The organism is Paenibacillus foliorum, assembly GCF_013141765.1.
Taxonomy (GTDB): Bacteria; Bacillota; Bacilli; order Paenibacillales; family NBRC-103111; genus Paenibacillus_S; species Paenibacillus_S foliorum.
The window spans coordinates 32,632-57,158 of record NZ_WHOD01000102.1 but is presented as its reverse complement, the minus strand read 5'-3'; the positions used below and the strand labels follow the sequence as shown (position 1 = coordinate 57,158).

General features: G+C 45.9%; 21 protein-coding genes. 13 read left to right on the top strand and 8 right to left on the bottom strand.

The genetic code is table 11. The features are described 5' to 3' along the window. Nucleotides 1-176 precede the first annotated feature (176 nt). From GC093_RS27040 to yxiS, 7 genes are all read right to left on the bottom strand, one after another. Nucleotides 177-1,061, bottom strand: a complete 885-nt coding sequence (locus GC093_RS27040) for a metal ABC transporter permease (protein WP_171655037.1) — start codon at nucleotides 1,059-1,061, stop codon at nucleotides 177-179. Continuing rightward, a complete protein-coding gene (locus GC093_RS27035) occupies nucleotides 1,058-2,023 on the bottom strand; it encodes a metal ABC transporter permease (protein ID WP_171655036.1) in 966 nt (321 codons plus the stop codon). Before GC093_RS27035 ends, GC093_RS27040 begins: the two co-directional genes overlap by 4 nt. Nucleotides 2,024-2,028: 5 nt before the next feature. After that, nucleotides 2,029-2,799, bottom strand: coding sequence for a metal ABC transporter ATP-binding protein (locus GC093_RS27030; RefSeq protein WP_171655035.1), 771 nt, complete (start codon nucleotides 2,797-2,799; stop codon nucleotides 2,029-2,031). Nucleotides 2,800-2,951: 152 nt separating this feature from the next. Next, nucleotides 2,952-3,899, bottom strand: coding sequence for a metal ABC transporter solute-binding protein, Zn/Mn family (locus GC093_RS27025; RefSeq protein ID WP_171655034.1), 948 nt, complete (start codon nucleotides 3,897-3,899; stop codon nucleotides 2,952-2,954). Nucleotides 3,900-4,108: 209 nt separating this feature from the next. Further along, entirely contained in the window at nucleotides 4,109-5,350 is a 1,242-nt protein-coding gene (locus GC093_RS27020; protein ID WP_171655033.1) for a PASTA domain-containing protein, read from the bottom strand. 78 nt (nucleotides 5,351-5,428) lie between these two features. Continuing rightward, nucleotides 5,429-5,932 carry a GNAT family N-acetyltransferase gene (locus GC093_RS27015; protein ID WP_171655032.1) on the bottom strand — a complete coding sequence of 168 codons (504 nt, stop codon included), beginning with the start codon at nucleotides 5,930-5,932 and terminating at the stop codon, nucleotides 5,429-5,431. Nucleotides 5,933-5,979: 47 nt separating this feature from the next. Then, the gene (yxiS, locus tag GC093_RS27010; RefSeq protein WP_171655031.1) at nucleotides 5,980-6,288 is read right to left on the bottom strand and encodes a protein YxiS; all 309 of its coding nucleotides are present in this window, start codon (nucleotides 6,286-6,288) and stop codon (nucleotides 5,980-5,982) included. A 77-nt stretch (nucleotides 6,289-6,365) separates the two neighbouring features. On the opposite strand from yxiS, the gene infC reads away from it, so the two are divergent. From infC to GC093_RS26965, 9 genes are all read left to right on the top strand, one after another. Then, on the top strand, nucleotides 6,366-6,839 hold the full coding sequence (gene infC / locus GC093_RS27005) for a translation initiation factor IF-3 (protein WP_171655030.1): 474 nt from the start codon (nucleotides 6,366-6,368) through the stop codon (nucleotides 6,837-6,839). Between the two features lie 321 nt (nucleotides 6,840-7,160). After that, nucleotides 7,161-7,619, top strand: a complete 459-nt coding sequence (gene lspA / locus GC093_RS27000) for a signal peptidase II (RefSeq protein WP_171655029.1) — start codon at nucleotides 7,161-7,163, stop codon at nucleotides 7,617-7,619. A 211-nt stretch (nucleotides 7,620-7,830) separates the two neighbouring features. Further along, a complete protein-coding gene (garR, locus tag GC093_RS26995) occupies nucleotides 7,831-8,724 on the top strand; it encodes a 2-hydroxy-3-oxopropionate reductase (RefSeq protein WP_171655028.1) in 894 nt (297 codons plus the stop codon). 201 nt (nucleotides 8,725-8,925) lie between these two features. Next, complete coding sequence (locus tag GC093_RS26990) at nucleotides 8,926-9,942, top strand: aldo/keto reductase (RefSeq protein ID WP_171655027.1); 1,017 nt, start codon at nucleotides 8,926-8,928, stop codon at nucleotides 9,940-9,942. 46 nt (nucleotides 9,943-9,988) lie between these two features. Beyond that, complete coding sequence (locus GC093_RS26985) at nucleotides 9,989-11,059, top strand: Gfo/Idh/MocA family protein (protein ID WP_171655026.1); 1,071 nt, start codon at nucleotides 9,989-9,991, stop codon at nucleotides 11,057-11,059. Between the two features lie 195 nt (nucleotides 11,060-11,254). Further along, the gene (locus GC093_RS26980; protein ID WP_171655025.1) at nucleotides 11,255-13,294 is read left to right on the top strand and encodes an alpha-amylase family protein; all 2,040 of its coding nucleotides are present in this window, start codon (nucleotides 11,255-11,257) and stop codon (nucleotides 13,292-13,294) included. Nucleotides 13,295-13,531: 237 nt separating this feature from the next. Beyond that, entirely contained in the window at nucleotides 13,532-15,454 is a 1,923-nt protein-coding gene (locus tag GC093_RS26975) for a hypothetical protein (RefSeq protein WP_171655024.1), read from the top strand. A 28-nt stretch (nucleotides 15,455-15,482) separates the two neighbouring features. After that, nucleotides 15,483-16,067 (top strand): YdeI/OmpD-associated family protein, encoded by a 585-nt coding sequence (locus tag GC093_RS26970; RefSeq protein ID WP_171655023.1) that lies wholly within the window; start codon nucleotides 15,483-15,485, stop codon nucleotides 16,065-16,067. Nucleotides 16,068-16,202: 135 nt separating this feature from the next. Next, nucleotides 16,203-17,789: a hypothetical protein gene (locus GC093_RS26965; protein ID WP_171655022.1), complete on the top strand. Its 1,587-nt coding sequence runs from the start codon at nucleotides 16,203-16,205 to the stop codon at nucleotides 17,787-17,789. A 95-nt stretch (nucleotides 17,790-17,884) separates the two neighbouring features. On the opposite strand, the gene GC093_RS36500 is transcribed toward GC093_RS26965, so the two are convergent. Then, nucleotides 17,885-18,019 (bottom strand): hypothetical protein, encoded by a 135-nt coding sequence (locus tag GC093_RS36500; RefSeq protein WP_281365321.1) that lies wholly within the window; start codon nucleotides 18,017-18,019, stop codon nucleotides 17,885-17,887. Nucleotides 18,020-18,383: 364 nt separating this feature from the next. Here GC093_RS36500 and GC093_RS26960 point away from each other — a divergent pair, with 364 nt between their 5' ends. From GC093_RS26960 to GC093_RS26940, 4 genes are all read left to right on the top strand, one after another. Next, nucleotides 18,384-20,117: an ABC transporter ATP-binding protein gene (locus tag GC093_RS26960; protein WP_171655021.1), complete on the top strand. Its 1,734-nt coding sequence runs from the start codon at nucleotides 18,384-18,386 to the stop codon at nucleotides 20,115-20,117. A 46-nt stretch (nucleotides 20,118-20,163) separates the two neighbouring features. Continuing rightward, on the top strand, nucleotides 20,164-21,987 hold the full coding sequence (locus GC093_RS26955) for an ABC transporter ATP-binding protein (RefSeq protein ID WP_246315461.1): 1,824 nt from the start codon (nucleotides 20,164-20,166) through the stop codon (nucleotides 21,985-21,987). Nucleotides 21,988-22,109: 122 nt separating this feature from the next. After that, on the top strand, nucleotides 22,110-23,306 hold the full coding sequence (locus GC093_RS36700; protein WP_312886620.1) for an NUDIX domain-containing protein: 1,197 nt from the start codon (nucleotides 22,110-22,112) through the stop codon (nucleotides 23,304-23,306). Nucleotides 23,307-23,433: 127 nt separating this feature from the next. Next, nucleotides 23,434-24,468, top strand: a complete 1,035-nt coding sequence (locus GC093_RS26940) for a phosphotransferase enzyme family protein (RefSeq protein ID WP_171655019.1) — start codon at nucleotides 23,434-23,436, stop codon at nucleotides 24,466-24,468. The last annotated feature ends 59 nt before the right edge of the window (nucleotides 24,469-24,527 follow it).

Here is a 24,527-nt window from a genome sequence, read left to right as displayed (position 1 = left end):
AAGCTTGGATAAATAAAAAACGCTCTGTTCGTTCAAATTGAACGAACAGAGCGTTTTTTTTAAGTTTTAAAGGTGTTACTCAATCTTTATATGCGGCGCGCTCGTCCTTAAGGGACGGAACAGCTGTTTATTCTCATCGCAGAAGCAGTATTGCTGTCGAGGTGAAGCTTGCTGTACTAAACCGCCTCTTCCGCCATCCCCCGGCGCTGCTTAAGCTTGCGCCACACTACGCCATGGCTTGGCGAGAACAGCAGCGCGATGATGAACAGCATGCCTGCGACGGTAATCATGCAGCCGGCGATGGATGCATCCAGCAGCACAGACATATAATATCCGGCTGTGGAGCTGATCACACCGATGATCATACTGTAGGCGATCATGACGCCGAGTCGTTCTGTTAATAGATAGGCGGTTGCGGCAGGTACGACCAGCATGCCTACAACGAGGATCGCGCCTACGCTCTCAAACGATGCTACAGTTGTAACGGAAACGAGTCCCATAAGCACATAGTGGAATAGGACAACCGGAATGCCGACGGCAGCAGCCATGGCTGGATCGAAGGAGCAAATCTTGAATTGTTTATAAAATAGTCCGATTACTATGGCACTCAGCAGCAGCACGAATCCGAGTGCCCACACTGCTTTGGGGCCGATATCCATTCCGGCGAATGTAAGGGTGTCCCAGGGTACGCGTATGATTTCACCGTACAGCACGCAATCAAGGTCCAGATCGACCTGTCGGGTATACAAGCTAACCAACACCACCCCGATGGAGAACAAAGCTGTGAATACTACCCCAATGGAAGCATCGGCTTGAACGCCGCCTTGTTGAAACAGTTGGATCAGAAAGACTGTAATAAGACCTAGCACGGATGCTCCAAGCAGCATCCAGAAGGAATCCCGTGACCCGCTCAGCAAGAAGGCAATGACAATGCCGGGAAGCACGGAATGGCTGATCGCGTCTCCGATCATTGCCATCTTGCGCAGGATGAGAAAACAACCGAGCAGGCTGCAGGAGCAGGCAACTAGCGCCGCTGTTAGCAATATCCAAAAGTCATTCATGACTGTGCCTCCTTACTCGGTTTTACTGTAGAAGTAGTTACAACGATAACGGAATCGCGCTGTTCTTGAAGGACTGCCTTCTTGACCGTTAGTCTTACTAGCACCTTAGATAGCACGCCACGGCGCGGTGCGAAGACAACCGAGATCAGAAATAAAGAGGTTGCAGCAAGCACGCTCAGCGGTCCGGTGGGCAGATTATTGGCTGTTGTACTGATCAATGTACCAGCGAAACCACTGACGGCTCCGAAGAAACCGGCTAGAACGACCATGACTCCGAGGCGCTCCGTCCAATAGCGGGCTGAAACCGCAGGTGTGATCAGCAGAGCAGACATTAACACGACACCTACCGCTTGAATACCAACCACGACAGCAATAACGATCAGAAACATGAGCAGCTGATCGAGAAATGCAACCGGATAGCCTAATCCTTTGGCAAAGCCGGAATCGAAGCTGAGCAGCTTAAATTCTTTAAAAAGCAGCGTACATGCCAATACAAGAACAAGCGCCACAATGGCCATAACAATGACATCAGATTGCACCATAGAGGCCGCTTGCCCAAATAGAAATTTATCTAACCCGCTCTGATTACCGCTATCGCTATGTTGAATTTGGGTCAGCAGCACAATGCCTAAGCCGAAGAAGACGGACAGTACGATACCGAGGGCAGAATCTTGTTTAATCCGCGAGTTTCTCGTTACGAAGCCGACCCCGAAGGTTGCAATTAAACCGGCCACAGCGGCCCCGATCAGGAAGAAGAATATCGATTTTGATCCAGTAAGCATGAAAGCAATACATATACCCGGAAGCGCGGCATGAGCGAGCGCATCGCCCATTAAGCTTTGCTTGCGCAGATAAGCGAAGCTGCCCAATACGCCGCTGCTCAAGCCGAGCAGTACACTGCCAAGAAGAATCCATTGAGTGTTGGGATCAAGAAACAGCTCTAACCAATTGATATCCAACATAGGGCTCACCTCGTGCTGACGATGATGGCATCATCGTCCCGGGATAGAAGGGTTAAGCGTCCGCCATAGGTTTGCTGTAAGTTATCTTTAGTGAATATTTCAGAGGTCGGTCCGATCCCCATTAACTGAACATTCAGCAGCATAACCCAGTCGAAATATTCCTTTACGGTCGCAAGATCGTGATGCACGACCAGTACTGTTTTTCCTTGCTTCTTAAGCTCATTCAGCAGGGTAATGATCGCTTTCTCCGTTGCTGCGTCAACACCTACAAAGGGCTCATCCATAAAATAGAGCATCGCATCCTGGGCAAGCGCTCTGGCAAGGAAAATCCGCTGCTGCTGGCCGCCAGACAGCTGACTGATTTGCCTCTCTGCAAAGTCGGTCATGCCCACCTTCTCCAGAGATTCCATTGCGATGTGCCGTTCCTTGGCTCCTGGCCGTTTGAACCAGCCCAAATGACCGTACCGTCCCATCATGACAACATCCAATGCGCTGATGGGGAAATCCCAATCCACCGATTCACGCTGCGGCACGTAGCCGACCAGCTTGCGCTGCCCCGTATAGGGCTTGCCGTATATGGACACGCTGCCGGTAACCCGGGGAATAAGGCCAAGGGCTGCCTTAATGAGCGTTGATTTGCCTGCTCCATTCGGACCTACGATGCCGATCAGCTTGCCTTCGGGAATTTCGAAGCCGATATCCCGAAGAACAGGTTTATTTTGATAAGCTACGGTTAAATTGTCTATGGTCAATGGTGCTTGCTTCGCAGACTTCATAAGGCGCATCTCCTTTGTTATCCATATAAAATCAGTTTGAGCCAAATTTGTTGGTAATCGACAGCTCCCAAAAGGACTGTTGTGTGAATACGATTGTTCGGGGTATTTGGGGATGTGATCCTAATTTTTCTCTGGGCTCTTCGTACGTTATCTTATTTCAAAGCCTTCACAATGGTGTCAACATTATGCCGGACCATACCGATGTAAGTTCCTTCTGTTGTACCATCCTTGCCCATTGCATCGGAGAACAGCTCTCCGCCGATTTTGATATCGTGGCCCTGCTTCTTCGCGCCTTGTATGACAGCTTCGATTGATCTCTTAGGTACGCTGGATTCAACGAATACAGCCTTGATCTTATTGCTAACGAGAAATTCCCGCAGATCTGTTACGTCCTTCGAGCCGTATTCGGATGCGGTACTAATCCCTTGAAGCCCCATTACTTTGATTCCATAAGCATCTCCGAAATAACCGAAGGCATCATGGGCTGTTACGAGTACCCGCTGGTTCTCAGGAATGGATGCAATTTGCTTCTTGGCATATTGGTCCAGCTCCTCCAGTTGATTCATATACGCTGCTGCTTGGTTCTTATAATCCGCGGCATGGGCAGGATCGGCTTTGCTCAATTCATCGCGTATGACCTCTGTTGCAGAAATCCAATGCTTCACATTAAACCAGATATGAGGGTCATGCGATGCCTCGCCGCCTTCCCAACCGCGAAGTTGTTTCTCAGGAATGTTACGCGATACAGCTATGGTAGGCTTTTCGCTGCCCATTTTTTCGAAAATTTCGATCATTTTACCTTCCAGATGCAGACCATTGTAGAAAATAATCTGTGCCTGCTCCAGCTTCTTCACATCGCCTTGGGATGCTTTATATAAGTGGGGATCCACCCCCGATTTCATTAAGCCGGTTACTTGCACATGAGCGCCGCCAACCTGCTTCACAACATCTGCTATCATGCCTATCGTCGTGGTTACCTTCAATTTACCTTCCGTTTCACTGCCGGTATCCGCGGAACATGCCGTAGTCAGCAGCAGCAGCGACATAATCACGAGTGTGATGAAAATCCTTGTAAAAGCAGGCTTTACCTTGTAATTCATGTAATTATACACTCCTTAGTCCTTGTCATTTGTAAATGAAGCTTCCCATCTTAAGAACGCGAACGTCTAATCATAGTAGTTGAACTTATGTTTTTTGAAAGTTGTCTTATACCTAAAAATTTGTCTTTGGTAATAAAAATTTCCCTCGAACCTATATTTTAATTATATACAAATTTGTTTCCTTTGTGCAACATTTTTCGCAAAAAAAATTAAGGGGCAGCTGAACCTTTACTTATCCAGAAAGTAACTCGGCTTCCTTTCGCTGCCTCTTCATGGGGCATAGGCTCTTGTTTGAAAACAGTGCCCGCGGCTAAAGCGTTTGTCTCTATATAAAATGAATAGCGGAGCCCATTGGCCAACGCCTGTTTTTCTGCATCTTCTCTGGTTAAGCCAGTAAGTACGGGAACAACGACATGGTTCTCTGTTTTTGCTTCAACAGGCTCTTTTGCATTTTTAATTTCTATTTGTTGCGGCTTATTTTCGGGAGGAGATGTCTGCTGTTGATTGCCCGTGGAGCTGGCTAAGGTGGACTTAGATTCCTTATGTCCAGTAGTTTCGATAAGATAGGCGAAGACGCCAATAAAAACTACTGCACTAAGCAGAGCTAAGGATAGTGTCAAAGAAATACGTTTCCACACCAGCTTGCGAAAAAGAGCATGCTTGAGCGTCGTAAATAAGGTAGCAAGAGCCTTGTTTTTATGGGAATGTCTTGGAGCCACAGCATAATCCTCAGGTTCTTCGGTGCCTTCAATTTCATTCGGTTCATGAAACAGATCCTTCAGACTTTGGGTAAAAGAAAGAGCAGACAGACGCTCCTCGTAGGCATTGGCCGCGGTTGTGATCAGTGTTTTTTTCTGTGTGAGGGAGAGCTCATCAAGCAGATGCGAGCTTTGTAGGCCGTTTCGCAGTGCTTCCGTGTCAGCTGGTACCTGTTTTGTTTGAGTCACAAGGCTGTAAAGTATACCGCTTAGCTCTTTAGATAAGCGTTGGTTGTGCTGAGATTTATCCCAGGTGTTAATTAATGAGATTTGTAGCTCATCACTTACCCACAGGTTATTAGGGCTTATTGAGAAGTTCAATGGACGATCCTCTGCAATTTCCATCAAGGTTTGACCCATGCTAGTAACGAAGGCAGCCGCTTCCTGAATGGAAAAGGTATGGTTCAGCATGAATTGCTGCAGGGGAGTCCCTTTAATATATTTCATAATAATATAGATGTAGGTCTGATCCATTTCCACATCAAATACATGCATATAGGGTGCGCTATTCGTAACTTGAGCAGAGTTTCCTATCTGATGAATGTAGGTTTGAGCATAGGGTTGACCTTGATGGGGAACAGCATAAATGAAAACAATCCTTTGCAGCGATAAATCTTTACCTCTATATAAAAGGCCGTGGTCCAGAGGAATAATGAGTTCCTCCCGCGTATACCGGTTGGAGACAGGCTTCATGTGAAAATCACTCCTTATACATACTTCATTATATTATTCGTAAGGAGTATCGTTTTTGGGATGATGGGGGTGAAATTTTTAGTTTAATTGCTTTTCCATTGAAATGTAGGAGGATTTTCTTAATGGATATCGGACTTCTCCAGCTATTTCATATCCATTGTTTTTATAAAGGGCGATAGCTGCTTCATTAGTTTTGTAAACATCGATTCGTATACTTGTATATCCCTGGTTTCTAGCTAGATGTTCCGCATAGTGCAACAATTTCTTGCCAAGACCTTGGCCTTGTTGTTTGGGATGAACGGCAAGTCTATGCACACAACAAACCTTTCCTTCGGTGTCTTTCCAACTTAAGGATTGATATTTGTCACTTTGAGTATCATCCAGCGTAACTACTGCAACCCAATTATTGGTTCCTTTGATTCCGTACATAGATCCATTCTTGATGTCAGTTTTATGAGTAAAACGGTTTGGATATAACCACTTCCATTGATCATTGTTCTGTTTATTTAACTCAGCTTTGACCTCTTTGAACAGGGTAAGTATGGCCGAGTAGTCTTCCATGCCTACTTTTTGAATTTCCATAAAAAACACTCCTGGTTAAAATGATTAAGAGATACTTCAATGAAGGGTTAAGGCTTGCTTGCGTTACGCTTGCTGATTTCTTCGGTGACGACAAATGCCAGCTCTTCATTGCCGAATAACGACAGCACGCCAAGTAGGGTTTCATCCGGCACTTCACCCGACTCCTCCTTAGGAACGGTTAAATCTATGGCTCGCTGCAAGGCTTCTCCCACGGTTTGCTGCGGATAAGCCCGCACGTACATCTCAGAAGGATCTAAATCATGGTTAACACACCATTGGGCAAACACTAGAATCATCATTTCTTCATCGCGTTGATAATTACGGATAACTTCTTCTTCGTACTCTTTTTGATTCATTGAAAAATCCCCTTTTAGACGGTAATATCAAACATATGCTGTACTAACATTATATCGAAAGAACAGGTGTGTTCACAATGATTATGAATGAAAAGATTAAATCATCTGAAGTTCAGCTGACGGGTATAAACGGTGAGGATCTGGGTATCGTTGCGACCTCTGAGGCACTTCTAATGGCCCGGAAGCTCAAGGTGGACTTGGTATGTACGTCTTTGATGAGCAGCCCACCGCCATGTAAGCTTATAGGAGCGGGAGCAGCCAAGCAGGAGGCTTTAGCAGAGCGTAAGAAAGACCATAAGCCTAAACTGAAGGAAATTCGTCTTACGCCGCAGATTGAGGATCATGATTATGAGACGAAAAAGCAGCAAGCAGAGCGGATTCTTAAGTCCGGAGATGCCGTATTGCTGGTTGTAAGCATCCGCGGCAAAGAAGGAGATAGGGCCAAGGAGCTGCTGGAAGCTCTGCTTAAAGATTTAAATCCGATGGGGCGGAAGAAAACAGGCATTCAGCTGAGCGGTAAGCAAGCGATGGTTCAAATAGACCCGTTGTAGGGGGAAGGGAAGGCTCATAGAAGGGCTCGCATGTGGTGCGGGTCTTTTTCCTGTGCCTAACATTAGGAGAAAAAAAGAGACCCACAAGCAACGGGCTGTGGGTCTTTCAAATATATATATCAAAAAAGGGGGTCGAATATTAGTATAGCCCAGTTATATTAAAGGATGATGTAAATTGTATTTCAGTTATATTACAATTTCAGTTGGACATGCACACTAAAGACTGGATTGTTATAATAGGGTGAAACGGATAGGTTCGTTATTTTTTCCTCAGGCTGCTGATAAAAGGGTTTGGGTTCATACAGGAAGGAGTAATGAAGCATGTTTTATTTGATCGTAGTGCTGGTTACTATCATCGATCAAGGCTTTAAATTATGGGTTCGTATGAATATGGATGTAGGCGAATCCATAGTTATTTGGAATCATATTCTGAGCTTTACCCATTACCAAAATAGCGGAGCGGCAGGCAGCACCTTTCAAGGCTATGGTCGCTATTTTGTGATTCCAGCGGTTGTCTTCATAGGATACATCCTGTACTCACGCCGCAAGGGAAACCTAAAGGGCGGGCTTGTTGAGGTGGGGACTGCCTTCTTTGTAGGTGGAGCACTAGGAAATGCCATAGATAGAATTCTGTTCGGAAAGGTAACGGATTTCATTGATTTCCATATGGGTCATGGAATACTGAACATAGCCGATCAAGCGATCAACATAGGTGTGGTCTCGCTTCTGCTCGATGCTTTGATTAGTGCGGTTAGAAGCAGGCGGAGGGCTAGTGTCTGAGGCCTTTTTGGGGAGAGGGAACACTTAGAGATAGGCGGAAAAGAGCACTTTGCATCACTGAAATAAGTGGTGAGAAGTGCTCTTTCTATGGTGATGCCTTCTTGTAGTTTTTTTGACTGTATACAAAATTTTGGATATCGTTATCATTAAGTCCTTTGAAAACGTTTTCTGCATAATTATTTTAATAGTTCAAATGTGGAGGGGAAAGTAAATGCATAGAAACATCGGGTTTATCGGCTTGGGAATTATGGGCAAACCTATGACACTGAATTTGATCAAAGCAGGCTATAAGTTAACGGTGTACGATATAAATCAGGATGCTGTAAATAGTTTAGTCCTTTCTGGTGCTGCAGCAGCGTCTACGCCCAAGGAAGTAGGAGCAAACAGCGATATTATTTTTACAATGGTACCTAATTCCGAGCATGTTAAGGACGTTGTGTTAGGTGAGAATGGAATTGTTAAAGGAGCCAAGCCAGGTACAGTCATCGTTGATATGAGCTCCATTACTCCAGTAGCTTCCAAGGCAATTGCAAGCGAGGCTGCGAAAAGCGGTATTGAAATGCTGGATGCTCCTGTAAGCGGGGGAGAGCCTAAAGCGATAGACGGCACTTTAGCTATTATGGTAGGCGGTAAGGAAGAAATTTTTGAAAGCGTCAAAGACATTCTTTACTGTATGGGGAAGGATGTCACCCTGGTGGGCGGTAACGGTAGCGGAACGACAGCTAAATTAGCTAATCAGATCATTGTGAATTTAAATATCGCAGCCATGTCTGAAGCGCTTGTTTTGGCAGCCAAAGCTGGCATCGACATCGATAAGATGTACCAAGCTATCAGAGGCGGACTTGCCGGAAGCGCTGTGCTTGACGCTAAAGTTCCCATGATTCTTGAAAGAAATTTTGTGGCTGGCGGAAGAATCGATATCAACCTTAAAGATATTACCAATGTTATGGAAACGGCACATGAAATCGGTGTACCTCTGCCGCTGTCCAGTCAGCTGTTAGAAATCATGCATGCTTTGAAGGTGGATGGGAAAGCAAGCCATGATCATGGCGGTATCGTTCAATACTATGAGAAGCTTGCGAAAACAGAAGTTATAAGAGCTTAGGCGTAAGAACCGTCGATCCGTAGCGGAATGTTCGTAAAGCGAGAGTGCTGGTAAATCATCAGAACTTAATCGACCGGTTAAAAGCACACAGCTTACCCTAAAGTTACTAAATATCATTAAATTCAGTCCTTAAACTATTTTTTCTTTTTCTGTATGATAGGAATGCAGCGGTTTGTAAAAGAATTCTAGGGAGGTAATAACATGGAATATCGTTATATGGGAAAAACCGGTCTTCGGGTAAGCGAGCTTTGTTTGGGGGCAATGACATTTGGCCGTGAAGCAAGCGAGCAGGACAGCTTTAGTATTATGGATCACTTCGTGAATGCGGGCGGGAATTTTATCGATACGGCGGATGTTTATAGTCAGGGAATATCCGAAGAAATAGTCGGTCGCTGGTTAAAACAAAAAAAACGTGATGATTTGGTAATCGCTACCAAAGTACGCTTTGGCATGGGCAGCGGTCCGAATGATGTGGGATTGAGCCGCAAACATATTATGGCGGGCGTGGAAGCCAGTCTTCGCCGACTTGGTACCGATTACATCGACCTTTATCAGGTTCATGCATGGGACCCCAAAACCCCATTGGAAGAAACACTCAGCACTCTGAACGAATTAGTAAAGCGCGGCTGGGTCCGTTATATCGGAGCCAGTAATTTTCGAGGCTGGCAATTGCAAAAAGCCGTCGATCTCAGCAAACAGAACGGTTGGGAATCATTTGCCTGCCTACAGCCTCAATACAATCTGTTATGCCGTGCGACTGAATATGAGATTCTCCCTGTGTGCGTGAGTGAGGGGATCGGCGTCATTCCTTGGAGCCCACTTAGAGGTGGATGGCTAAGCGGCAAGTTTCACAGAGGCATGGAGATTCCTCCTGAGGATTCCAGAGTGGCGCAAGCAGATGCCAAGGGCTGGAGTGAATCATGGAAAAATTACAACAATGACTATACATGGAAGGTGCTCGACGCTCTCTATGCAGTAGCCGAAGAGGTTGGTAAAACGCCTGCTCAAACGGCGATCAACTGGTTATTGCAGCGCGAAGGCGTGACTGCACCAATCATTGGAGCAAGAACTATCGAGCAATTGGCAAGCAATCTAAGCGCTTCCGGCTGGTCCTTAAGCGACGACCATATGAACCAATTAGATGAAGCTACTACGCTGCAGGTGACCTATCCATATGACAGCGGTGCTAATCGACAGCAGAGAGCGGGTAGAGAATAAGGTAGCCTTAACCACGTAGTTATACACTCTGGGAGGAATTATTGGGATGGCAATTACCTTTGGAATTATCGGGAGCGGCTGGAGAACTGATTTTTACATGCGAATTATGGAGGCATTGCCAGAGAAGTTTCGTGTAAGCGGCGTGGTTGTGAGAGGCGAAGAAAAGGGCAGAGCATTTGAACAGCGCTGGGGTGTCCCCACCTTCCGAACTCTTGAGGATATGTTAAGCCAGACCGCTCCATCGTTTGTCGTTCTTTCCGTACCGTGGGCGATGACACCGGAATTAATTAATGAAATGGCGGATAGAGGCATTCCTGTACTATCGGAAACACCGCCTGCACCGGATGTGGACCATTTGAACAAGCTGTATCAAGAAGTGGGTGCGGATGCCCGAGTTCAAGTGGCGGAGCAGTTCACCTTTCAACCGCAGCATGCAGCTCGAATTGCGGTTGTAAAGTCAGGTGTTTTGGGCACGGTTAACCAAGCGCAGGTTTCTGCGGCACATGGCTACCATGGCATGAGTATTATGCGCAGCTTACTGGATCTTGGCTTTGCAGATGCGAAAATTCGCGGATATAATTTTGCTTCGCAGATTGTAAGCGGTCCGAACCGTGAAGGCGATCCAGCTGAAGAGAAGATTGCAACGTCCAATCAAGTGTATGCGATTCTTGAATTCGATAATAAATTAGGAATTTTTGATTTTACAGGAGATCAATATTTTTCATGGATTCGTTCCTCACGATTGCTTGTACGCGGTGACAGAGGGGAATTGATGAATGATCAGCTGAAATATTTAAAGGATTATAGAACTCCCATTGAGCTTGATTTGAAGCGGTTGAACGCAGGGGAAAACGGCAATCTGGAAGGCTACTACCACAAAGGAATTTTGGCTGGAGATCAATGGGTTTATCGCAACCCTTTTATGCCGGGACGTCTAACGGATGAAGAAATTGCCATTGCCACTTGCCTTCAAAAAATGGACGAATACGTAGAGGGCGGCCCTAGCTTCTACAGCTTGGCGGAAGCAGCGCAGGACCACTATCTAGGCATCAAGATTAAGGAAGCTGTGGATTCGGGTGAAACGATCCAGACAACCAAGCAATCGTGGGCGCAGTAAAATCCGATCATGGATAGTACATAGGGGGTTCCTTGTGAACCCCGCCAGCTAGGAAGGCGAAGCCTGCTTGTCGAGTTGTCAGGAAACCTATAACTCCTTATTTTTGTCCAAATGTATATTTGAATCGTTTATTTTCATCTAGCCGTTTGTTCTTAATAATAGAAAGTAGATCGAATAAGGAGGTTATAACAGTACATGACAACTCAATTGCGTTTTAGACAAGTACACTTGGATTTTCACACCAGCCCGGATATTCCGGAAATAGGCGCGGATTTTAATGCGGAGGAGTTTGCAGCATCACTGGAAAAAGCCAGAGTGGACTCGATTACGTGTTTTGCTCGATGCCATCATGGCATGCTTTATTATGACTCCAAGGTGAATCCGGAGCGTATTCATCCCGATCTCAACAATAAGAACTTACTGAAGGAACAGATTGAAGCTTGCCACAAACGGAACATTCGTGTGCCTATTTACATAACGGTACAGTGGGATCATTTTACTGCTGAGCAGTATCCTGAATGGATTGGCTTAGACGAGAAAGGCCACACCATTGGCACCCCTATTTATGAATCTGGTTTTTACCGTCATCTTTGTGTAAATACCCCTTATCGGGAGTTTTTGAAGCAGCACACGATAGAAATTCTCGAAATGTTCGGTACTGAGGTCGATGGACTTTTTTATGATATTGTAAAAACAGTTGATTGCTCTTGTAAATATTGTCGGAATGGTATGGAAAAAGCAGGATATGACCCGACGCAAGCGGCGGACCGACTTAGTTATGCAACCGAAATGATGGATGATTTCAAGCGTGAGATGAGTGCATTAATAAGAGAAAGAAATCAGGATTGCACGATTTTCTATAATAAAGGCCATATTGGTATTGCCGATAAGGCGACAGCCGACGCATTCAGCCATTTTGAACTGGAATCTTTGCCGAGCGGTGGCTGGGGATATATGCATTTTCCTTTGGCGGTGCGCTATGCGCGTACTTTGGGGCTTGATAATCTAGGAATGACTGGTAAATTCCACACTTCATGGGGTGACTTTCATTCCTTCAAAAATCAGGCGGCATTGGAGTTCGAATGCTTCAACATGCTTTCTTTAAATGCCAAGTGCAGCATAGGAGACCAGCTCGACCCTAATGGTAGAATCTCGGCTGCGGTATATGATTTGATCGGTGCTGTGTACAGTCAGGTTGAGAAGAAAGAGCCTTGGTGCGAATATGCCAAAGCAGTTACAGATATAGCTGTATTAACTCCTGAGGAGTTCAGCGAGAAGGAGCTTAGAATGCCTCCGGCGGCGATGGGTGTTACCCGTATGCTGCAGGAAAGCGGACATCAGTTTGATATCATTGATAGCGATAGCGATTTATCCCGTTATAAGGTAGTAATTATGCCTGATAATATCCCTGTTTCCGCAGAATTTGGGAATAAGCTTGATGATTATGTTACTGGTGGCGGTTCCGTGATTGCTTCTTTCGAGTCGGGGTTGAATGCACAGGGGAATAAAATTGGCTGGAATAAGCTTGGAGTGAAGCTAAAAGAGCAGCAGACCCGGGATCAGGACGGAAATTTGGTTCGTGGGAAGCGCTACTCGAGAAATGATTATGTCGATTATATTTTACCGCAGGGTGATATCGGGGCAGGTCTGCCAGAAACCGAGCATGCCATGTATCTTAAGGGGGTTGAAGTGGAAGCGCTGCCAGGATGTGAACTGTTGTCACCGGTTATCCAATCGTACTTCAACCGTTCCTACAAGCACTTCTGCTCCCATCGCCAGACGCCGTCTTCGGGTGAAGTGGAGTATGCCGGTATTGTGAAAAATGGCAATGTGATCTACTTTGCGCATCCAATATTTAACCAGTACCAGCAAAATGCGCCGCGTTGGTGCAAGCAATTGTTCTTGAATGCCTTGAACATGCTGCTGCCTGAACCGGTTCTTAAGCATAATGGGCCAAGCACGATCTTGGCAACACTGAACGAGCAATCCGCCGAAAACCGTTGGGTTGTACACTTGCTTCATTACATACCGGAGCGCCGAAGCGCCGACATAGATATCATCGAGGATGTCATCCCGGTTTATGAGATAAAGGTTAGTGTCAAAACAACCGATAAGGTGAAAGCGGTGACTTGCGTTCCTGAGCTGCAGCCTTTATCCTTTACAAGCTCGGACGGATATACGGAGTTTGTGCTTCCCAAGCTGAATGGGCATCAAATGATCTCAATCCAATATTAAACGTCATGAGGTAAATATGTAGAGCCAAGCCGGGTTGCATTAGCATTCGGCTTTTTTTGCTTATTATGGTTAAATCATTCATGAATTCGATTTCGATGGGGAGCAAGACGAATAAAGGAATGACGTTCCGCGAGCAAGTAGAGGCGATCGTTTTTCTTAAATGCAGGAAACAATTACCTATTCCGTGCGTCTATATATTCAACGAAAGAATTGAACTTAAAGCAAGGAGTGAATAGCTTGAAAAAAATATGGGTGACAGCAATCCTTTCACTTCAACTGCTGTGGTGGATGCCGACCGAACAGGCGAATGCAATCGTGCAGAAGCCGGAGCCCCTTCGAATCCCTCCGGTCATTCTGCTGCTGGAAGAGACACCTTATTACGACAATTTAGGGGAGGATTATCCCGAGCATCCGGCAGGAACTCTTGCGCCACAAGATGTTCAAGTACTTGAAGGGCAGAATGGATGGATCAATGAGCGTAATCGGTGGAAAATCAAAACATTATCTGGGGAAAAGTGGATTGTGACGGAACCAGGAACGTTTGATGTGCCTCCTCCGGATACCATCAAATTACTTGAAGAAACGCCTATTTATGGGTCGAAAAGCGAGGATGGGGGATCGAACGCTGTCCTTTCCCCGCAAAATGTTCGAGTCGTTGGAGCGGAAAAGCTATGGTTCCAAACTAAAACCAAGGATGGCAATGATCGTGTTTGGCTGAAAATTAGCACGACATGGCTCGGGGACCAGTGGATTCACATTCCTATTGGTTCTGTTGGTTACACGCGGCAGGTAGACCGAAAGGAATACCTGATGAGGGCTGATGTATTTGATAACCCGCCAATCCACTACTTACAGGCTAAGCAGGTTGGAGAAGTGCGTGATCGCTACGTTCACGTCACTGGAGAGTTCGTTACCGTGTTCGGGAAAGCCTATCGCATAGAAACGGACATTGGTGACAAGTGGGTGAACACTCCAGGAACAGAAATAGCGGCAACGACCGAGGAGATCGTATTAAGAACAGAGACACCCTTGTTCTCCACGTTCCTAGATACTGGGGGCCAGCTTGCCGTTTTACAACCTCAAACCGTAAAAGCTTTTGAGAAAATCGGGACCGATTCTGAAGGATGGAAGGTTTGGTATCATGTCCGTACAGCGCAAGGGGAAGGCTGGGTAAATCGCTCGTTAAGTGCACCTGAGAACGAAGTACCGATTGATATGGACATTCAGCTCCATACTCAAACCACCTTGTATCAGTATCCAAACGGGCAGATGGTTAAGCGGTATGAGCCTCTCTCAGCACAGACGGTACGCGCTAAGGCGTATTGGAATGACGAGTTCGGCCAGACGTGGTTCCGAATCGATTCTTATGCCGGCAAGGTGTGGCTTCGCACAGATCCGCGTCTTGATAAATTCATTGTCCCTGATGGGAATCCGCGGCTGCAGATCACATTTAACTTTCCTCGTATGCTTCCGTATGTTCAATCGGGGGATAGGTTCCACGATTTTAGTGAAGCTGATGCTGGATTTGTCCAAGATGGCGAGTCTTACTTGGCAGTTTCCCAAATAGCTCAATCATTTCACTATAAACTAAGCGGTCCCGATTCGGATGGATATGTTACTTTGACTCCCGAGACGAGGTATGCCTTCAAAATTAAAGAAGGCGAAGCTAAGGCGATTACTATGTGGAACGGCCGCCAAGAAAATGCAGTATTATTGAAGACTGCTCCTCAGTTCGCCAATGGCCAACTATACTTACAGGTTGCCGATGCGCTAACATTATTCGGAGCCTATGTGATTCAAAGCGAAGGCATACCCGTGTATTATTTGGCGGAAAAGGAATATACGGTTGATGCGCCGGAATGGCCGACTTCAACAAAAACTAACCCGTTCCAGGTCAAAGCATACTTGTATGATCAGCCAGAGAAGAGTGATACAGCAATACCGAGGCTTTACATGTATGGGCGGGAGAGCTCTGGTGAACTGGATCAATATCAACCATCATCGCTGGCTGAAACAGGGATTAAGCTCGATCAGATGAAATTGTTTGAAATGTCTGTTTCCTCTAAGCTGCAAACGGGAATGAATGATCTTACAGTAATTCTCAAAGTAGGGGAACGAATTGTATGGAAGTATGAGCCTTCGATACAATCAAGCGAGTAGCTAAATAGATAAGGAAGGGGCGTTGCCGATGAATCCCGTTTTCTTTGTATCACCGTCAGAATTCCGCACTTGGCTTGAACAGCATCACGATAAGACCCAAGAATTATGGGTTGGATACTACAAGAAAGGAACCGGTAAACCAAGCTTAACTTGGCCTGAATCGGTTGATGAAGCGCTTTGCTTTGGCTGGATTGATGGTCTGCGAAAAGGGATCGATGACATTAGCTACATGATTCGGTTCACACCGAGGAAGAAAAGCAGTATATGGAGTGCCGTAAACCTTGAGCGTGTGAAAGTTCTCTCTAGTCTAGGGCTTATGCTTCCAGAAGGTATCCGTGCATTCGAAGCTAGAAAGGAAGATAAATCAGCTATATATGCTTATGAGCAAAAGGAGGCAGCCGAGCTTGGCGATGCTTACGAGCAGCAGTTTCGCGCCAACAAGCAGGCATGGGATTTCTTTCAGGCTCAAGCGCCTTCTTACAAGAAGACTGCTATATGGAAGATCGTAAGCGCGAAGAGGGAAGAAACGAAGCTCAAACGGCTTGCTGAGCTCATTCACTATTCAGAGCAAGGGCAGACTGTTCCGTCGCTGAGCTGGCAGAGTAAGCGGTAGCAATAGCAATAGCCATGCCTAAAGCTTATGTGGTCCAAGTAACTTTTTCTTATAAATGAGTGCTTTTTAGGAAATAACCCCAATAACCGCTGTTTATATAGTGTCCAGAAAAAAAGGATGAGGATGGTGGAGGCAGTGTGGAAGAATCGATTTGCAGTTGCAGCGTTGAGTGGTCTTTTGCTTCTTTCAGCAGCAAGCAGCCTGAGGGCGGAAGAAATGAAAGTAGGCACGATTATAGGTGAGGTGCTTTCAACAGATATTATTGCTTATGTAAATGGTCTGCCCATTCCTTCGATGAATATCGGTGGGTATACGGCAGTTGCGGTTGAAGATCTGCGAAGCTACGGCTTTGAGGTATCCTGGTCTCCTGAAACACGTAAGCTAAGCTTATACGAGAACGGAACCAAGTTGAAGCAGCCATTGACGGTTCTAAGGAATGAACCAAACCCTGTCGTGGGTACCAGGCTCAAGGATGTCGTATATACTGACATTAAGGCTTTTTACGGAAATCAGGAGCACGGAAGCTACCTTAGCTCCTATAATATCGGCGGTACTACCGCTGTTATGATCAATGATTTGGAGCCTTTTGGCTCGGTGCAATGGGATGCGGAGAAGCGAACGATTAAGTATGAGACGCGAGGCTACACAGGCACTGACGGGAAGCTGGAGAACCCCAACAAGCAAGGAGAAGCGTTAAGGATTAACCAAACCTCTGCGGTTGAAATGCTGGTGAAGTTTGGCGAGGATAAGCAATATGTGAACGACAAGGAGGTTGGAATTGGACTGGAGGGCGTGGCTTATTTCTCGCTGCCGTATTTTGCCGAAGCGTTCGGATATAGCTTATCTAAAGCCGATGGCGGTTATTTCATGGATGATGGCCTTTACAGCATCAGGATTGGACCGGATGGCAAGAAAGCTAATCTCTACTGGGGTGGAGCCAAGGTCGGTGAATACAGTCTGCTCAAGCCGCTGCTAGTGCAAGGAGGCAAGCCATATATGGCCTCCTATGATCAAGAGCAGTTATTCGGGTATACGGCCAAGTGGAATCAGAATGATAGGGTTCTGGACATCGCCTATGCTAAATTCGACATTGAGGACTACGGGGTGCCTCGGGAAGTTGGTGAGGATTCCCTTACCATTAAGGGTAGCGTGAGATCGATCGGGCGGTATCTTGCACCTGATAAGATGAGTCTTACCATCGATAACAACGGTATTTACGGCAACGTTGCTAGTGCATGGGGCAGCGGAGAGGTGCCGGGCCTTTCCCTATTGGAGGCGCCAATCGCTCTGATGCTCGGCAGCAACCCGATCACCGAGACATTGCGCTCAGGAGAACGGATTCTTTACCGGACTGTCTACGAGGTGAACACCTCTCTTAGCAGACAGCCGCTCGTGCTCCATAATCCAAACCTGAAGCTGGATAGCTTAACCGGCGGTTACATCCGTAGCGATTCATCCAGCTTTGAATTTACTGGAACGGCGGCTACTCCGTTTCAAGTCGTTCTTGTTAAACAGGATAGCGATAAGGGGTTTGTTGAATCCTCTGGGAAAACACAAAAAGTGACACCAGATGAAAATGGACATTTTCATGTAACGCTCGATCTGGCAGAAGGCGGCGGATTGTACAAAGTGAAGCTATACGTATTGGAGCAGCGTCCCAGAGCAGGTCTGGTGAATATCGAGGCAGGATATTTCTATATCATGAACTCAATGCCAAAATGATATAGGCCGTATAAATGATATAAGCTTCAATCAATAGATTGAAAAGGTTTTTTGGAATAGGGAGCCATTATCCTCTGCGGAGGATTAATGGTTTTTTACTGTTCAGGGTTTGGATCATGCCTTTGCAACGTTCTGAATAGAGGTCCATGAGGGGAGGTGCCTTCAGGGCCAGCATTGACCCTGACTTTACGAACGGCAATGGCAGCGTACAAGACATTATCCGAAGTCATTGCCTCCCTATCCCCAAAACTGCATCTATACAGCCTTTTGGACGCTTTATCGGCAGTCTTGGTGAATTCATGCAAATGAGCATCTTTTTCTCATTCTTAGCTGAAACCGAAGCGTTTTGCATAAAAATTACTGTACTTTCGCAGTTCATTCCCTCAAACGCAAATTTAGGTAGAAAATAACTGCATGTTTGCAGGATATTGTGCTGGCTGATGACCATAGGAGGGCAAGCGCTGATTTTGAGGTTGAACCGAAAAAAATAGTCTTTTTTATTCCAGATGTTTCTAGTAAGATTAGCTTGAATCCTAAATCACACGGTAGCCCAAGCATAGCATCAGAATTGTGGGCAAGCAGGGGGAAATCAGCATGATGTTTATGAACAAATATATTAAGAAGTATTGGAAGCTGTTTTGTTTAGCCTTCTTATGTTTATCGGCTGAGGCATTATGCGATCTGCTGCAGCCAGCTATTATGGCTAAAATTATAGATATCGGAGTTGCCAACTCGCAGATGGACTATGTATGGCGCATGGGAGGTCTGATGCTGTTTATTACAGCAATGGGAGCCTTGGCTGCTTCGGCGCGCAATATTGTTGCCACTCAAGTATCACAAAGGTTCGGAGCTGAGCTCAGATCAGATTTGTTTCGAAAAATACAAGCGCTTTCTTTTCAAAATATCGATCAATTTGATCGCGCTTCACTTGTAACCCGACTAACGAATGATGTAACTCAGGTGCAAAATTTCGTGAACGGTCTCATGCGTATTTTCGTTAAAGCGCCACTGCTTTGTGTTGGGGCTTTGATCATGGCTGTGAGGCTCGACTCGCATTTAGCTATGATACTGCTCATTGTTGTTCCTATTGTTGGCGTGCTTATAGCCTTGAATATGAAAGTGGGCTTTCCTTTCTTTATGAAGGTGCAAAAAGCTCTCGACCGGGTCAACAGCGTAATGCGTGAATATTTATCTGGGGTTAGGGTGGTCAGGGCTTTTAATCGGTTCGATTATGAGGTGAACAAGTTTAATGATGCCAACCAGGAGTACCAAGTGAGATCGAGAACAGCGATGCGTGCGATGGCTATTTTTAGTCCTGGGATTACGTTGACGGTGAACATGGGGATTATCGCGGTCTTATGGCTGGGGGGCATGCGGGTGGATAACGGACAGATGCAGGTCGGAACCACGATTGCTTTTGTAAACTATATGACGCAAATTTTGTTCGCTCTTATGACGATTTCGATGGTCTTCAATATGTTTGTGAGGGCTAAGGCATCAACAGGCCGGATCGGTGAGGTATTTGCACAGGAAAACAGTATGGTATGGAATGAAGCTCCTGTACAACCTACTCCTGTAAAAGGGAGGGTTGATTTTGAGCAGGTAAGCTTTTTATATGAAGGAACGAAGGAGCCTGTTATCAAAAATGTAACCTTTAGCTGCTTGCCAGGGGATACTGTCGGAATTATAGGTTCAACCGGTTCGGGGAAAAGCAGTCTGGTCAGTCTGATTCCGCGCTTTTATGATACTAATTCTGGTGCTGTAAAAGTAAATGGGATAGATGTCAAAAATATGGATCCCCAAAAGCTGAGAGATAAAATCGCCGTAGTTCCTCAAAAAACAGTGCTGTTTACCGGAACGGTTCTGGAAAACATCCGGATTGGTAAAGAAGATGCCACCTTGGAAGAAGTGGAGCAAGCGGCACGGATGGCGGATGCTCATGAGTTCGTTTCCACCTTTCCTGAGGGATATAATACTGTTCTTGGGCAGCAAGGGGTCAACTTCTCTGGAGGTCAGAAGCAGAGGGTATCGATAGCAAGGGCGTTGGTGCGGAAGCCGGAAATTCTTATTTTGGATGATTGCACAAGCGCAGTCGATGTGACTACTGAAGCTAACATCAAGGCAGCGTTAAAGAAGTATGCCAAGGATCTCACCTGTCTCATCATTGCTCAACGGATTACATCAGTTATGGATGCGGATAAAATCATAGTGTTGGATCATGGGCAAATGGTCGGCATAGGCAAGCATGATGAGCTTATAAGGGACTGCGCGGTTTATCAGGAAATTTTCCAATCACAGGTGGGTAAGGAGATGCAGAAAAATGGCTGAGCCTCATGAGCAATCCAAGGAACGCAAAGATCAGCCCGATATTCCAATGATGGGTCCGGGAAGGCCAGGAGGAGGCGGGTTTGGCAACCGGACTAGAGGCCCTGTTGTGAAGCCGAAAAACTTCAAGGGAACGCTGAAGCGCTTATGGTTTTATATGGGGAAGGAAAGAAAATGGCTGTCCGTAGTTTTCCTATTTATACTAATCAACTCGGCGATTACTCTGTCGGTGCCTTATCTTATAGGTGTCTCCATAGATTCAATGGCAGAGTCAAGCGGGGTCAATTTCAAGCTGCTAGAGATCATGATTATTGCTCTTGTGGCAGCCTATATAGCAGATGGATTGCTAACCTTCTTGCAGGGATGGCTTATGGCTGGCGTATCTCAGCGGATTGTCATGCATTTGCGGCAGGCGCTGTTTGAGAAGCTGCAGAAGCTGCCCTTGTCGTATTTCGATTCACGCAGGCACGGCGAGATTATGAGCCGCTTATCCAATGATATTGATAACGTAAGCAACACGCTGTCCCAGTCGATTGCCCAGCTGATGGCTGGATCGATAGCCATTGTTGGTTCGTTGATCATGATGCTCGTGCTCAGTCCTACGCTTACGTTAGCAAGCTTGATAACGGTGCCGTTGGTTTATTTGCTCGCCCGAACGATAACTAAGAGAACGAGTGTGTTGTTTAAAGAGCAGCAGGTGCAGCTTGGCAAGCTGAATGGGCATGTTGAGGAAACGATCTCCGGTATTCATGTTGTAAAAGCTTTTAACCACGAGGATAAGGCGATTAAGGAATTTGATGAGGTCAACGACAGGCTGTGCAAGGTCGGAATGAAGGCGCAAATATGGTCCGGCTTTCTTATGCCGCTGCTCGCGGTCATTAATAATATTGGATTTACGGCAGTTGCGGTGGTAGGCGGTGTCTTGGCGGTTAAAAGCCTTATTACCGTCGGCATAATCGCCAGCTTTCTGAGCTATTCCAGGCAATTTGTGAGGCCTCTGAATGAGATCGCTAATATTTTCAACATTTTGCAGTCTGGCGTGGCGGGTGCGGAGCGGGTGTTCGAGGTGCTTGACGAGCAGGAGGAGCCTGAGGATTCGCCAGAGGCAATCGTACTAGACAATCCTAAGGGGCAGGTTGTTTTTGAAAATGTAAGCTTCGGCTACAGACCGGACGTTCCCATATTGAAAAATGTGAGCTTTGTGTCGGATGAAGGCAGCAGCACGGCGTTGGTTGGACCTACGGGTGCAGGCAAGACGACAATCGTAAATTTAGTTACGCGCTTCTATGACGTTACGGGCGGCAGAATTCTCATAGATGGTATCGATATTAAGGCTTACACGAGGGATAGCTTAAGAAAAGCTTTTGGAATCGTGCTGCAGGATACGTATTTGTTCTCGGGAACAATCAAAGAGAATATCAAGTACGGCAAATCCGATGCCACGGATGAGGAGATTGAAGCAGCGGCAGCGATGGCCAATGCGGATACTTTTATTAAAAGGCTGCCTAATCAATATGATACGATGCTGTCGGAAAACGGCGGAAATCTCAGCCAAGGACAGCGGCAGCTGCTGGCTATCGCGAGGGTCATACTGGCTAAGCCGTCCATTCTCATACTGGATGAAGCGACGAGCAGCATCGATACGAGAACAGAGCTGCATATTCAAGATGCCCTGCTGAACATTATGAATGGACGCACCAGCTTTATCATTGCTCACAGGCTCAACACGATCCGCGACGCTGATACGATCATGGTCATTGACCGCGGGGAAATTGTGGAGAAGGGAGCGCATGATCCGTTAATCAGGGAGCAAGGGACGTATTACCGCATGTTTTTTAACCAGTTTAAGAATGTTGAAGGGGCACTGGATTGAATTATGAGAAACGGCATGCCATGCCCACGCTACTTCTTTAGCAATAAAGCCGATCATGGGGAGCATCGAGCACTTAGCTTATATAATTAGATAGTTCTTAATCCGAAAATGTCGAGGCGACTATGAACAAACATACCCACTTAGGTGTCTACGGTGTACTTGTGAAGGATAACAAAATCCTATTAATCAAGAAAGCCAGAGGCCCTCATACAGACAAATGGGATTTACCCGGGGGCTCGATAGAATTCGGCGAAGAGCCTTACGTTACTTTGCAGCGGGAGTTTCTGGAGGAAACGGGCATTACGGAGCTTGAAGGTACTATCAGGACGGCGGTGTCTTATACACTTATCTATCCTTATAAGGATGGTGAGCTGGAAGAGCTGCATCACATTGGAATCATTTATGACATTGAGTTGAAAAACAACGATTTCGTTCTAAAAACGGATGGGGATGATCAGGACTCCTTGGGTGCTGAGTGGATCGATATAGAAGATATTGATGCAATCAGGGAAGCGAAGGATCAAGGCTCCAAGGTGGGCTCGACACGCTCAAACTCCAGTCCTATTGAAGTGACGCCATTTGTTAAGGAAGTTCTGAATAGCAGGTTGAGCGAGCTGGAGCGAATCCAAAGGATTAGAGCTGAGGAGCGCAAGTACCACGAAGCTTGCTATGATAATTACCAGCTGTTCGAAGCGGGTTCCTGGCTGCATAAGCCAGTTAAGACGGTCATGGAGACACTTAAGAGATTTGAGGCGTATGATCGGTTAACGGTTCTGGATCTTGGCTGCGGTGTGGGCAGGAATAGCATACCTATAGCGGAGACCTTAAAGCTGCGCAGTGGAAAAATAGTCTGTGTGGATCTCATTGAATCCGCATTAAGCAAGCTGAAGAGCTATAGCAGGGAATATGGGGTCACTGAATATGTAGAAACACAATTGTCAGATATCGGAGACTACCCTATAGCTGTAGATCACTTCGACTATATAATTGCAGTTTCAGCATTAGAGCATATCGCTTCCGAAGCCCAGTTAATTCAAACGCTGGAAAAAATGGTACAGGGTACTAGGTTAGGCGGAATCAATTGCATCATCATGAATACAAACCTTGAAGAGATCGACATAGCCTCCGGAACAAAATTAGAACCGCTTATGGAGCTAAATATGGCAACGAAGCAAGGAAATGAACTGCTGGCCAAAGCTTATGAAGGCTGGAAAGTTATCTATACAACTGTAAAGCCGTTACAATTCAACATTGAGCGAAATGGAAGAGACGTACTTCTCAAAAGTGATTGTGTGAGCTATGTAGTTCAAAAGGTTTGACTCGATAAAAATGTCCTTAAATTTGTTTAAAAGACGAATTTATTGGTATCAATTATTCATTCCGGATCAAGCCTAATTAACCCATGGTACAATTAAGAAATAAATAACAGATGGAGTTGATTTGGCTATGGAGCAGCAGGTAGAGAGGCTTTTCGGAGAGTCCGTACTGCGTGAAGCGGCGGAAAGGTTCGGTTTGAACCAGGAATATTTTAAAAAGCTGGGCGATTTTGAAAACTATGTCTATGAGATGCACAATCAGCAAGGGGAGGCTGTCATCATGAGGCTGACCCACAGTAGTCATCGGTCGGAGTCAAGGATCGCCGCAGAGCTGGACTGGATCTACTTTTTAATCAATGAAGGTCTGGACATCCCGCGCTGCTACGAGTCGTTACTTGGGAAAAGAGTAGAAAAGCTACTAGTTGAAGATTCCTATTTTACAGCTGCCTTGTTTCAGAAAGCAGAAGGTAACCGAGTTGATTTTCATAATCCGGCAGAGTGGAATCAGCAGTTGTTTAGGGAGTGGGGCCGTCTAACCGGTCAAATGCATCATGCGACAAGCAGTTATCGGGTCACCGCCGATCCTGATGATGAGGGGAAGCGGCAGGAGTGGTATGAAGATGAACTACTATTGGAAGCCCGGAAATATGTGAGCGAAGATGAAGAATTCATACTGGAAAGCTTGGAAGAGATATTGAAGCATTTGCATGGGCTGCCACAGGATAATCGGAGCTACGGCTTGATACACTCGGATATGCATCAAGGTAATTTTTTTGTAGCTAACGGGCGCATTAGTGTGTTTGATTTTGACGATTGTGCCTATAATTGGTTCATTCATGACATTGCGATTCCTTTATATTACTCGGTAAGCTGGGCTATTCCAGATGCCTATAATGGAGACCGGGATGCATTTGCAGCTGAGTTTTTCGAGGCGTTTTGGACCGGGTATCAAGTGGAGCATAAACTGGATGCCGCATGGCTTCAGGAACTGCCTTATTTTCTAAGACTTCGTGATCTCACGCTTTATCTCGTTATTAATAAGAAAGTGGAGCCGCATGCAAGGGACAGCAGGATGACAAAATGGATGGAGGAAATAAAAAGCCGCCTGAAGCAGAATATCCCTATTGTTGGACTGGATTGCCTAAAAATTAATAAACTCCCGTAAAATATCAAGCTACAGCTTGTGATCAAAAAGAGGTTCGTATCTGCTGCTCTAAACAGCTG